A 12,290-nucleotide genomic window follows, 5' to 3' on the forward strand; every position below is an offset into this window, starting at 1 on the left:
GAAAATAAGGATTTAGTTTTCCTTCTATTTTAAGAGGTTTACGTGGTAAAGCTATCAAATACAGAAATTAGAAAGCTAGATGATGCAGCCAGAGCAGGGTGGTTATATTATGTTGGCGGTAACACACAAGATGAAATTGCTAAAAAGCTAAATATATCTCGTCAATCTGCACAAAGAATGGTCGCATTATCTGTGAGCCAAGGTCTAATTAAAGTTAGACTTGACCACCCGATTGCTAAATGTATGGACTTGGCCGAAAAATTAAAAAGCCGTTTTGGGTTAGATTCGTGTGAAGTTGTACCGAGCGATCCGTCTGAACCATCGTCTACGCTTGGTTTGGCTCAAGCTGGCGCGGCTGAAATAGAACGTCATTTAAAATCAGAACAACCCAAAGTACTTGCTATGGGAACCGGTCGAGTTTTACGTTCATGTGTAGATGAGCTAAGAACTGTTGATTGTCCGCAACATAAAATTGTAGCCATGCTAGGTAATATGGCTTTGGATGGATCGGCTTCACCTTATGATGTTGTAGTAAGAATGGCCGAACACACCAATGCAAAACATTACCCAATGCCATTGCCAGTTTTACCAAGAAGTATTGAAGAAAAAGAACAGTTACATGCACAACAAAATATTACCGGTAATTTAAAACTCGCTAAAGATGCCGATGTAACATTTGTGGGTATTGGTAGCTTAGGTGAAAAGTCGCCATTACATATAGATGGTTTTATTGATGCGCAAGAACTTAAAGAGTTACAAGATCTTGGTGCCGTTGGTGAAATGATTAGTTGGGTGTTTGATAAAAACGGTAAGCTTTTAGATTGCACAGTTAATCAGCGTGTAGCAAGTACGCAATTAAAAACAAATGCTAACAAACAGATTTATGCGATAGCTGCTGGTGAAGAAAAAGTGTTAGCCATTTTGGGCGCAGTAAGGTCAAACATGATCAGTGGATTAATTACTAACGAATATACAGCTGAGCGTTTACTTAGTATTGATTAAACAAATTGATAAATAAAGTATCTGTATTAGTAATACTAGTTATTGTAATAAAAACCCCTTAATGTCCGATACCGTCTAGTATTGGACATAGCAAGGGCGCATTTAAGCGCTCTTTCTATATATACATTAACTACCTATAATTTATATTATGTTAAATAAGATAAATAAATACGTAACCAAGTTACTCACCTTCATTAATTAACGTATAAACGCGATATTTTGACTATTTAATAAGCATTAACCTACTTATCTTAATAGTTAGTGCCTTACCCATTTTCGGTATTAGCTTATTGAACATATAAAAATACCGCTTAGTTATTAATATAATCAAGCGGTATTACAATGATTGCCTATTAGCTACTTTACACAATCAAACTTAACATATTGAAATTAATAGATTTAAATTAATAGATTTAAATTATCCTAGTAATTCACTAGAATAATTTATCATTCATAAAATCACTAATAAGCTCAGACACTTTATCTGGATGTTCATCAATAACCCAATGTGCGGCTTTATCTATCCAAACCAATGACGAATTTGGAATTACTTCTTCTAACATTGGTGCATACTTTGGCTTTTGAAACTTGTCTTCTTTACCCCATATTATGAGTGTTTCATGAGGTAAGCTTTTAAGATCGCCTGTAATAGCTTCGGTATATTCTTTATTGAGCCTGCGCATGTTACTAAATAAAGCGGCTTTTCCTTTTTCATTACTCCATGGTGTTAAGTATATTTTCATCAACTCTTCAGTCATTACGTTCGAGTCGTAAACATCTTTGGGCATGAAATCTCTTAATGTATCAACAAATTCATCTACAGATGTTTTTTCTTCTACGCCTGGTTCTAGTAAAGGTTAAAATTCTGGTATTGGTCAAGAATCAAAACATACACTATCAAGTAAAACCAACCCGTTTACTTTATCCGGATGATTTACAGCCATTAATTGAGCAACACCACCACCAATATCATGTGTAGCAATATTAACTTTAGAAATACCGAGCTCTTCTATAAACTTACACATTATTCTACATTGCACATTTATAGATACATCAGTGTTACTTGGCATATCTGATTCACCAAAGTTAAGTAAATCTGGTGCTATTACCCGATATTTTGATGCAAGTTTGGCATCACATTTCGCCATAAAAATTTCTTAGTCGGAATACCGTGTATCAATAATAAAAGTGTACCTTGTCCCATTTCTTGATAAGCAATTTGATGACCTTCTACTGTAACGCACTGTGTTTTGCTCATGCTTGCTCCTCGTTAACTTTAAAAATTATAATATTTCGTGAACTATAAAATTGGAATATAACCTTATAAAGCAAATTCCATCCCAAGATGAGTATTTTTTAGTTATTCAAAAATTATAATAATTTAAAGTCAAACCCTTGTAATACTTGGGCTCTAGGCTAAATAAATTTATTGACATTATAATATTGCAGTGTTTAATAATTGTGTTTATCAAACCGCTTTAAGAAGTGTGAAACGATGACTCGTATACATGCAACAATTACAAAAGCGTAGTTTGTAATACTTTGAAGTAATTATTCTTATTAAAGGACTTTTACAAATTTAAATAAATTAAAGGTTCATATACACAAAAGGACTAATAAACATTAGTGCTTTCAAAAATTATAATTTAATTTTTTAGTAAGCTATAAATAAAAAATAGTTAACCGCCCTACTGTTTAAATTTATCATTCCAAAAAATATCTAATATTTTCTATTAATACACTTTGCTTAACTGGCTTCAATAACAGGCCGTTAAACCCAAGCTTCACATACTTGTTATCACTGTTTTCGTTTTCACTAAATGTATGAGCGATAATTTTTGTTGCTGATGCGTCAGCATGCTTTCTTATTTTTAGCATTGCGTCGGTGCCTGTAAATTGCGGCATTACTATATCCATTAAAATAATATCGTAAATATTTTGAGAAACCATAAGTAGCGCCTCTATAGCACTTGATGCGAAATCTATTAAAATATTTTCTTCGTTAAGCATTTTTCTAATTACTATTTCTATTAGCAAGTCATCATCTACTAAAAGCAGTCGTTTAGTTTTATTTATTGGCGTTACTTTAAACTCGATAACTTCAGCCATATTTTCAATAGTGTTTTTCATGTTTTACCTCATTACTGTTCCACTAATATACGCTAATTTATAACGACTAACGGGTTGTGATGCTTGTGAGCTACTGGCGTATAGGTAGTTTTTTGCAGCCTCGTAAGGGGCATGACGATAATTTATAGTAGGTACTTCACCGCGTAATACAACAGCATGGCGATCGGGGGCTATAGTTAGCTGCACGTCAGGGTGAATATCGTTTAAGGCATTTTTCAGTACGCTATAGTCTTCGGTAACACCAAGTAAAAATGTTTCCGAGCTTTTATCGTCGTACCACACCATCATAGATGTACGGCCCAACTTTTTAGCTAAAATTAGTAGCTCGCGACCATTAACCACGTTCACATCAAGCGTTGTTTCGTGGCCAAGTGCTATACGCGAAATATCACGGGTAAACACAAAGCGAGTATGTGTCCATTTAACTAAGTGTGATACTTTTTGTACCCGCTCACCATTTGCCTTTTCTATATAATCTAAATGACTTTCACTGCCTACGGCGCTAAAAGATATTAGTAATAGTATAAAAGTAAATTTTAACATAAGCCTTTCCCTCAATTTGCTTAATGTATAGATAGCAAGTATGAGACCAAACGCTTTTAGCTTTATTATCAATGCATTAAGATGTGTGAAAGTGTGTTTTATTATTTTGATTCGCAAATTGCAAATCAATAATTCATGAAGGGTTTAACCAAGAAATGAGAGTAGAGGCAGGTGGCGCAAAGCGAATAAAATAGGCTCTGCGCTAATTTTAGTTAATGCAAAGCAGCTGTAAATGGGATGCTTTCACAGATTTTAGCTTCTGCTGTAAGTAACTCTTCTAGGCGAGTATCAACTTCTTCTTTATCAAAGTATTCGTAAGCAAGCTCTACAAAAAGGTTTTTATGTTTTTCTTCTGACTTGGCAATCGCAACATAAAAGTCTTTTTCTTTACCCTCAGGAAGTGCTTGTGCAACTAAAGAAAAACGCTCGTGACCACGTGCTTCAATTACACCGCCAACCAGTAATCGGTCCATTAAAAAACCATCACGACCATGTCTAAACAGTGCACGTATTTGTTTTATGTACGGATCTTTTTTGTCGTCACCTAAGTTTACATCGCGCTCTAAAAGTAACTTAAGTACTTGTTTAAAGTGTATTAATTCTTCTAATGCTAAGTCGGTCATGGCTTTTACTAATTTACGTTTGTCTGGGTAATGCGAAAGCATAGACATAGCCATACCCGATGCTTTTTTTTCTGCAGCGGCATGATCTTGTAAAAAAGTATTAAAGTCAGCAAGGACAACTTCGGTCCATTCAAATGGGGTGTGGTATTTTAATTCAAACATGTTCTGTACAACTTAAATAATAATGCGGGGATTTTAACGTATTTGTTTTAAAAAATCTTGTAAGGCAGTAATTTATCTATGCGCCCTTTAGCGGTGGATTCAACTTTTAGCGGGTGTTTAATATCGTTCCATGCGGTGACTTTACCGCCCATATTCATTTTTTCAAAATCAGCTTTGTCACTTTTTAATGCTAAAAAATCGCATAGTTTTTTGTAGCTATCGGGCTTTGCTATATCAATGGATAAAAAATCGTTGTCACGATTCTTAAAGTACGTTTGAGCATCATTAAAATGTGTTTCATAGCAGTGAGCTAAGTAACTGTCGTCGCTAATATTATTAAGCGAAAGCTCACTAAATGTGTTTAAATAACAGCGTTTTATATGAATATTAAAGCCCCCGTCGCCGCGCGTTAAATTAGTGTGCATACGCGTTAAAAGCTGCTTTATTGATGGCAGCCATGAACCAAGTTCGCGCTCTAAATAAATAAACTTAGAGTCAGGATAATGAATATCAAGCGCTTTAAAATCGTTAAATATGGGAGTGTCGGCAATCGCGCTGGCATTTTCAAAACAGGCATTAGTATACGCGGTATGCGCTGTTGTAATGCCAAGCTCTAAAAATGCATGGCACACACTGGTTGTGCCTGTACGCGGTAAACCTATTATAAATATTTTGCTCATTAACTTTTCTTTAATTAACCGCGTGTTACTAGTAATACAAAGGCGCTGATAATCATGACTAAAAATGTAGTAATAGTACCTATTTGGCGGTATTTTAGGCTTTTTTCTACTATGCCTAAATTTTGAAACACACGCCCTACTAATAACGCACCACCTAATATATGGCAGTAATGGCTAGCAAGCCCTTGGTACTCTGCTAAAAAAAGCAAAATTAGAGCAAATGGCACGTACTCCATAAAATTTGCGTGGGCACGCACAGCACGTTGCAGCGTTGCATTACCGTTATCACCAAGTGATATTTGCTCCGCACGGCGCACTTTTATTACGTTAAAGCTTAAATAAATGTAAAAGAATGTGAGTAATGCTGCATAAGTTGAAATGATCACGGCGTTTTCCTGTTATTTTTATCGCATAAATATGCGCTCTATTATTGTGGGCGTGATAATAACACATAAATTTGAGCAGCATTATCAGAAGTTTAATAATTGCCTATGCTAAGCTAGCGGTATTAAGTTAGTAGAAAATACATAAGGATTTTATGTTTGTACCTCGTAAAGTAGCCGACAGCTACCGTGAAATGATTAACAGTATTGGCTTTTACCCTTCTATGCTTTCAGTGGGCTTTTTAGTATTTGCCATTATAACTATGTCGGTTGAATATTTAGCCCCTATTGAGCAGCTAAAATCGTTTATATCGGTTGTACTTGTTGATAGCGCAGAAAACGCGCGTACTATTTTAAGCACTTTAGCTGGCAGTATTATTTCGCTTACCGTGTTTAGTTTTTCTATGGTAATGGTGGTTTTAAATTCGGCCAGTGCGAGTTTATCGCCCCGCGTAGTGCCTGGGCTTATTACGCGTAAATCACACCAAATGGTTTTGGGCTTTTATTTAGGCAGCATAATTTACTCTATTATTATGCTTATAAATATTAATAAACTTGAAGGTGGCAGTACGGCTATTCCTTCAATAGGTGTGTTGTTTGCACTTATTTTTGGCTTGATTTCATTGGGCCTGTTTGTATTTTTTATACATTCAATCTCACGTGCTATTCAAGTTGATAACGTGTTAAATGGCTTATTTAGCCAAACTAAAAACGAAATTAAAACAATAATACAAAGACAACAAGAGAACCCAGTTGAGGACTTTCCAGACTTTAGCAAGTGGCATTCGGTTAGCAGTAAAACAGAAGGATATTATAAAGGCGTGCAAACCGATAAGCTGTGTGCCATTTTGGCTGAGCAAGATATAAAGGTGTATATATCTGTTAACCAAGGCTATTTTACAGTTAAAGGCTATCCGTTTTTAAAATGTAATAAAGATATAGCAAACGATGAAGAGCTGATAAATAAAATTCTCGACTGCTTTATTTTTTATATAGAAGAGTACATTAGCGATCATTACCGTTATGGATTAACGCAAATATCAGAAATTGCAGTTAAGGCAATGAGCCCAGGAATAAACGATCCCGGTACTGCAGTTAAATCAATTGATATGCTGAGTATTTTACTTATTCAACGACTTTCAATTAACGATATTAACTACTCGTTTAAGCACAGTGATAATGCCCCATTGTTGTACCTTCATGAAACAAGCTTTGATGAGTTATTACATGACAACTTTACACCGCTGCGTAATTACGCCAAAGGCGATGCATACGTAATGACAAACGTGCTTGAGGCATTCAAAAATATTTTGTTTGTAGCCCATAAAGATACCGATGCACGAAACAGTTTATTTAATTATTTAAATGCGATTGTTGATGACATAAATGAACATGTAACTAATGAATACGACAGACGCGAAGTGACCAATATGCTCAACTCAATAACGCGTATTAGCCAGGAGCAAGGTGAGAAGTTGGTGGCACGTTTTGAGCACCACCAAAAATAAAAACTTAAAACATAGTTTAATCTATGTAGTAAACAGCGTAGCTTGACGCTGTTACTTTAATCTCTCCAGCATGGTAGGCATCAGGTACATAGTTACTTGGTGCGCTATCAGCCATCATTACTTTTTCTGCGCGCATATAAGGCTGCGACTGCACATTGAGTGGACTTAGTGACGCGCTGTATAATCCTTTTAAGTCAACGCCATATTCGTCACTAAACTCTTTTGCTGCGTCACGTGCGTCTTTAATTGCTAACTTTTGCGCTTTTTTATGCAGCTCGTTGTAGTTGCTTGCTAAAAATTGCGTTTGATTAATTTCGTTAATACCGTTGTTAACTAAGCTTTGTAGTAACTCAGGGTATTTATTTATATCGCTGAGTTTTACTGTTAACGTACGAGAAACCTTAAAGCCTTTAAATTCTTGATTACCGGTAGTGCGGTTGTATTGGCTATCACGGTTTATTGAAATTTGCCCTGCGTTTATATCTCCCTCTTTAACACCAATCTCTTTTACGAGCTTAATTGCCTTGGCGATAGTTAAGTCGGTTTTATTTTTAGCAGCAATTAAGTCTTTATCAACTTCGGTAATACCTACACTTAGCTGTACGTAATCTGGCATTGTAGTAAGAGTCGCTTCGCCCTTAACATAAATATGAGGAGCATCGGGAGTCGCTGCCGCAAGTGCATCAAAGCTAAGTACGTTTAAAGCCAGTGCACTACCTAAAACAAAAGTCAGTGTTTTCATTAAGTCGATCCTTTAATTATGTAAAAGCAAGTAAACACCGTACGTGGTTAATTAAATATGAACAAGCACAAAAAAACAGGCAATTGCCTGTTTTTTGTTAAGCGTTGTAACTAATGCTATTACGCCATTTACTTTTAATTACTTATAAACCTAATTAAACACTACAACGTTTATAGTTACGGTATTTTGGTAACCAGTAATTTTTGTCGATTGCTGCCCATAATGCATCATCCGTAATCTCAAGAGCAACGCCTTCTTCGATTGCCTTTTTAGCGATGGCAAATGCAATACGTTTACTTAGCGTTTCAATTTCAGTCAAGGCTGGTAATAAACTACCTTTACCTGTGTTTGCACGCGGCGACGACTCTGCAAGCATTTCGCTAGATACACTTAACATTGCATCTGTAATGCGTGTCGCTTTAGCGGCAATAACACCTAAACCAATACCCGGGAAAATATAACTGTTGTTACATTGTGGGATTGGGAACGTCTCGCCATTGTACTCAACAGGATCAAATGGGCTACCTGTGGCAACAAGTGCTTTACCGTCAGTCCACTTAATCACATCAGCAGGATTCGCTTCTACTTGCTTAGATGGATTACTTAATGGAAAAATAATTGGCTGTTCACAACCGGCATGCATTGCACGAATAGCTTGCTCAGTAAACAAACCAGGTTGGCCTGAAACACCAATTAAAATGTCTGGTTGTGCACAGTGCATAACATCAAGAAGTGATGCGTATTCACCGCTGTAAGTCCAATCACTTAACGAGCCTTGCGGTTGTGCAAGTGCTTGTTGGAAATCGCGTAAGCCTTCCATACCCTCTGAAAGTAGGCCAAAACGGTCAACCATAAATACTTGGCTACGCGCTTGAGCTTCTGTAATACCTTCAAAAACCATTTGGCTAATAATTTGCTCAGCAATACCACAACCAGCAGAACCTGCACCCACAAACACAACTTTTTGTTGGCTTAGGGTTGAATTTTTAACACGACACGCAGCAAGTAAAGAACCGACCGTTACAGCCGCAGTACCTTGAATGTCATCGTTAAAGCTACAAATTTCATTGCGGTAGCGCTTAAGTAACGGCATTGCATTTGGTTGTGCAAAATCTTCAAACTGAAGTAATACATTTGGCCAGCGACGTTTAACTGCTTTAATGAATAAATCTAAAAACTCATCATATTCGTCTTGAGCAATACGCTTATGGCGTGCGCCCATGTACATAGGATCGTTTAAAAGCTTTTCGTTATTAGTACCTACATCAAGCATTACAGGCAATGTGTATGCTGGGCTTATACCACCACACGCTGTGTAAAGTGACAATTTACCAATTGGAATACCCATGCCACCAATACCCTGATCGCCTAGGCCTAAAATACGCTCGCCATCGGTTACAACAATAACTTTTACTTTACCTTTGGTAGCGTTGCGTAAAATGTCGTCAATTTGGTAGCGATCTTCATACGAGATAAATAAACCACGCGCGCTGCGATAAATGTCTGAGAATTTTTCACAAGCATCACCCACTGTCGGCGTGTAAATGATTGGCATCATTTCTTCAAGGTGGTCACGCACTAAACGGTAGTAAAGTGTTTCGTTGTTATCTTGAATCGCACGTAAGTAAATATGCTTATTAAGGTTGTCGGTAAAGCTAGAATACTGCTGATAACAACGCTCAACTTGCTCTTCTATTGTTTCAAAGCGAGGAGGAAGTAAACCAGCAAGATTGAAATTTTCGCGTTCTTTTTTACTAAAGGCGCTGCCTTTATTTAATAGCGGTGTTTCAATTAGGCCAGGGCCAGAATGATGAATATATAAGTAGTTAGGATCAGTATTAGTTGTCATATTTCCAGGCTTTAACGGAGTCTTAAGTTATGATCTGTCATTATCAGTGTTAGAGGTTTAATTGCAACGACAATTAAGCTAGTCAGACCATTGAGAGAAAATACATGCGGGCTTCACTGCCCGCATGCATATTATACATAATTTAAAATTTGATTGTGGCGTTATTATCAGTTAAATCAGATAACGCAACACCTTCACGGCGCGGATCAGCGCCACCATATAAGGTATTATTTTTAACTTCAACTGCGTGTAAGCCTGAGTTTAAATCAATAATACGTACATTGTGGCCGCGTTTAGTAAGCGCAGGCGCAATGGCTTCAATGGTTGTGCCTTTTTCAAGGCTGGTGTAATCGTTACGATTTGTTGTACGCGGTAAGTTAATGGCGTCTTGCGCTGATAAATTCCAGTCAATAACACCCACAACAACTTGTGCAACGTAATCGATGATACGGCTACCACCAGGTGAGCCTACGATTAAGCGTAAGCTACCATCTTTATTAAATACCATTACCGGTGACATAGAGCTACGCGGGCGTTTACCAGCCTCTACACGGTTTGCTACAAGCTTGCCGTTTTTACGTGGCGATAACGAAAAGTCAGTTAGTTGGTTATTTAAAATAAAGCCATTAACCATAACCGTAGAGCCAAACGCCATTTCAATTGAACTTGTCATCGAAACGGCATTACCTTTACTATCTACGATAGATACATGTGAGGTAGAAGGTAACTCGTATGAATCATCCATTGCATAACTTAAGTACCCTACAGGATTACCTGCTACGGCTTTTTGGTCTGTTTCGGTAATTAATTTAGCGCGTGAGGCAATATAATCTTTGTTTAAGAGCTCTTGTGTAGGTACCTGAGTAAAATCGGGATCGCCCATGTACATATCGCGATCGGCAAATGCAATACGCGAAGCTTGGCTAAAGTAATGAATCGCCTTTTCGCCATTTGGCTTAAGTGCGCTCATATCTTTATGTTCAAGCAAGCCAAGCATTTGCAGTACTGCTACGCCGCCACTACTTGGTGGTGCCATAGAACACACGTTATAAGCACGGTATTGAATACATACCGCATCGCGCTCTTTACTTTTATAATCTGCTAAATCTTGTACGCTTAATTTACCAGGGGCAATTTTAGAGTGTTGTACCGCATTAACCATTTGTTTTGCATTTTCGCCTTTGTAAAATGCATCAATGCCCTGCTTTGCAATGTCTTTGTACAAATCAGCAAGTGGTTGATTCTTTTTAACACTACCCACTTCAATTAATTTACCATTTGGGTAAAAGTATTCGTTAATAATTGGCATGCTCAACACGCCAGGGTTTAACTGTCGGGCTAATAAGCCATGTAAACGCGGCGAAACTACAAATCCTTGTTCTGCAAGTTCAATAGCCGGTTTAAAAAGCGCTTCCCACGGTAATGTACCGTATTGTTTATGTGCGCTTGCAAAGGCATGTAAAATACCGGGTACACCAACAGAGCGTCCACCTACTACGGCTTCAATCCATTTAACGGCTTTACCGTGTTTATCTAAAAACAGCGTTTCGTCTGCATTTGCAGGTGCAGTTTCGCGGCCATCAAAACTAGTCAATTTATTGTTAGCTTTGTTGTAATACATCATAAATGTACCACCGCCAATACCTGAGGATTGCGGTTCAACTAAAGTAAGCACTAGTTGAGTAGCAATCGCAGCATCTACGGCACTGCCGCCTTGGGCTAAAATTTGTTGACCGGCTTTTGAGGCATATGGATTTGCCGCAGCTACCATGTATTTATCACCTTGCACTACTTTTTTATGGATTAATCCGGTAGCAGCTTCAGGTTCGCGAGTTTCAATTTGAGTTGTTTGCTGTGCAAATGAAGGTAGTGATACTGCGCACAGTCCAATGGCAAATAATGAGTTAAGTTTAAAATGCATAAAAATACTAAAAACACTTAATTACGTAGTTGTATTTGGCATCTTAAAGTTAAACGGGCACAATATGCAAAAATTTTGACTAAAAAAATATAATAAAATGCTTAATTTACCTATTCAACCTCGTTATATATTACCGCCTATTATTTTGCTGCTTTTTAGTACCATTTTTGCTGCATTTGATTTAAATAGTTTACTTGAATTTAACCGAAGCCTAATTGATGATGGCGAACTGTGGCGAATTTTTTCTAGCCAATTTGTTCATGCTAATTGGGCTCATTTGGGATTAAATGCCAGTGGTGTTTTACTAATATGGTTACTACATGGCGAATACACATCCCCTACTCGCTACGCTTTTAATGTAATTTCGCTAGCACTGTGGTGTGGACTCGGTGTTTATTGGTTTTGCCCAAACATACATATTTACACCGGATTAAGTGCTCTACTGCATGGTGTAATTATTTGGGGCGCAGTTAAAGATATAACCGTAGGGCTTAAGTCGGGTTATTTATTATTTATAGGCGTATGGATTAAAATAGCGTTTGAGCAATTTAGCGGCCCTAATGCTGATATAGGAAAGCTTATTAACTCCACTGTGGCTATTGATGCACATTTAATTGGTGTAATTGGCGGTACCTTACTTGCTCTACATCATTTATTTATGAATAAAAGAGTTTGATAAATATTAGATATACATAAACCAAAAAATATATTAGTGTTTTAAAAAGGTACGGAACTACAATTTATAAA

The 12,290-nt window shown here is 37.1% G+C and carries 11 protein-coding genes and 1 pseudogene; 3 read left to right on the forward strand and 9 right to left on the reverse strand.

Going from position 1 to position 12,290, the window contains the following annotated elements; genetic code table 11:
• The first annotated feature begins 42 nt into the window (after positions 1–42).
• Positions 43–1,002 (forward strand): sugar-binding transcriptional regulator, encoded by a 960-nt coding sequence (locus tag H5120_RS10085; protein ID WP_182674272.1) that lies wholly within the window; start codon positions 43–45, stop codon positions 1,000–1,002.
• A gap of 434 nt (positions 1,003–1,436) precedes the next feature.
• Here the strand turns inward: H5120_RS10085 and H5120_RS10090 are convergent.
• From H5120_RS10090 to H5120_RS10115, 6 genes and pseudogenes are all read right to left on the reverse strand, one after another.
• A pseudogene (locus tag H5120_RS10090) lies at positions 1,437–2,260 on the reverse strand (alpha/beta fold hydrolase).
• Positions 2,261–2,706: 446 nt separating this feature from the next.
• The gene (locus H5120_RS10095) at positions 2,707–3,132 is read right to left on the reverse strand and encodes a response regulator (protein WP_010552799.1); all 426 of its coding nucleotides are present in this window, start codon (positions 3,130–3,132) and stop codon (positions 2,707–2,709) included.
• Between the two features lie 3 nt (positions 3,133–3,135).
• On the reverse strand, positions 3,136–3,675 hold the full coding sequence (locus H5120_RS10100) for a pilus assembly protein N-terminal domain-containing protein (protein WP_259395730.1): 540 nt from the start codon (positions 3,673–3,675) through the stop codon (positions 3,136–3,138).
• A gap of 212 nt (positions 3,676–3,887) precedes the next feature.
• A complete protein-coding gene (locus H5120_RS10105; protein ID WP_165743839.1) occupies positions 3,888–4,460 on the reverse strand; it encodes a tRNA-(ms[2]io[6]A)-hydroxylase in 573 nt (190 codons plus the stop codon).
• Positions 4,461–4,507: 47 nt separating this feature from the next.
• A complete protein-coding gene (locus H5120_RS10110) occupies positions 4,508–5,140 on the reverse strand; it encodes a sulfotransferase (RefSeq protein WP_182674273.1) in 633 nt (210 codons plus the stop codon).
• Positions 5,141–5,154: 14 nt separating this feature from the next.
• Positions 5,155–5,526: an MAPEG family protein gene (locus tag H5120_RS10115; RefSeq protein ID WP_182674274.1), complete on the reverse strand. Its 372-nt coding sequence runs from the start codon at positions 5,524–5,526 to the stop codon at positions 5,155–5,157.
• A 152-nt stretch (positions 5,527–5,678) separates the two neighbouring features.
• On the opposite strand from H5120_RS10115, the gene H5120_RS10120 reads away from it, so the two are divergent.
• Positions 5,679–7,031: a DUF2254 domain-containing protein gene (locus H5120_RS10120; protein WP_182674275.1), complete on the forward strand. Its 1,353-nt coding sequence runs from the start codon at positions 5,679–5,681 to the stop codon at positions 7,029–7,031.
• Between the two features lie 16 nt (positions 7,032–7,047).
• Here H5120_RS10120 and H5120_RS10125 read toward each other — a convergent pair whose 3' ends face one another.
• From H5120_RS10125 to ggt, 3 genes are all read right to left on the reverse strand, one after another.
• Positions 7,048–7,773 carry an SIMPL domain-containing protein gene (locus H5120_RS10125; RefSeq protein WP_182674276.1) on the reverse strand — a complete coding sequence of 242 codons (726 nt, stop codon included), beginning with the start codon at positions 7,771–7,773 and terminating at the stop codon, positions 7,048–7,050.
• A 154-nt stretch (positions 7,774–7,927) separates the two neighbouring features.
• The gene (locus H5120_RS10130) at positions 7,928–9,622 is read right to left on the reverse strand and encodes an NAD-dependent malic enzyme (protein ID WP_182674277.1); all 1,695 of its coding nucleotides are present in this window, start codon (positions 9,620–9,622) and stop codon (positions 7,928–7,930) included.
• Between the two features lie 142 nt (positions 9,623–9,764).
• A complete protein-coding gene (ggt, locus tag H5120_RS10135) occupies positions 9,765–11,543 on the reverse strand; it encodes a gamma-glutamyltransferase (protein ID WP_182674278.1) in 1,779 nt (592 codons plus the stop codon).
• 97 nt (positions 11,544–11,640) lie between these two features.
• Between ggt and rrtA the strand changes: the two genes are divergently transcribed.
• Complete coding sequence (gene rrtA / locus H5120_RS10140) at positions 11,641–12,219, forward strand: rhombosortase (protein WP_182674279.1); 579 nt, start codon at positions 11,641–11,643, stop codon at positions 12,217–12,219.
• Positions 12,220–12,290 lie beyond the last annotated feature (71 nt).

The organism is Pseudoalteromonas sp. SR43-2 (assembly GCF_014163885.1).
GTDB classification, from domain to species: domain Bacteria; phylum Pseudomonadota; class Gammaproteobacteria; order Enterobacterales; family Alteromonadaceae; genus Pseudoalteromonas; species Pseudoalteromonas distincta.

Bases quoted from the DNA above. Each gene is read 5' to 3' on its own strand.
- H5120_RS10100 (WP_259395730.1), bottom strand. From the start codon at position 3,675: ATGTTAAAATTTACTTTTATACTATTACTAATATCTTTTAGCGCCGTA.
- H5120_RS10130 (WP_182674277.1), bottom strand. From the start codon at position 9,622: ATGACAACTAATACTGATCCTAACTACTTATATATTCATCATTCTGGC.
- H5120_RS10105 (WP_165743839.1), bottom strand. From the start codon at position 4,460: ATGTTTGAATTAAAATACCACACCCCATTTGAATGGACCGAAGTTGTC.
- ggt (WP_182674278.1), bottom strand. From the start codon at position 11,543: ATGCATTTTAAACTTAACTCATTATTTGCCATTGGACTGTGCGCAGTA.
- H5120_RS10120 (WP_182674275.1), top strand. From the start codon at position 5,679: ATGTTTGTACCTCGTAAAGTAGCCGACAGCTACCGTGAAATGATTAAC.
- H5120_RS10125 (WP_182674276.1), bottom strand. From the start codon at position 7,773: ATGAAAACACTGACTTTTGTTTTAGGTAGTGCACTGGCTTTAAACGTA.
- rrtA (WP_182674279.1), top strand. From the start codon at position 11,641: ATGCTTAATTTACCTATTCAACCTCGTTATATATTACCGCCTATTATT.
- H5120_RS10095 (WP_010552799.1), bottom strand. From the start codon at position 3,132: ATGAAAAACACTATTGAAAATATGGCTGAAGTTATCGAGTTTAAAGTA.
- H5120_RS10110 (WP_182674273.1), bottom strand. From the start codon at position 5,140: ATGAGCAAAATATTTATAATAGGTTTACCGCGTACAGGCACAACCAGT.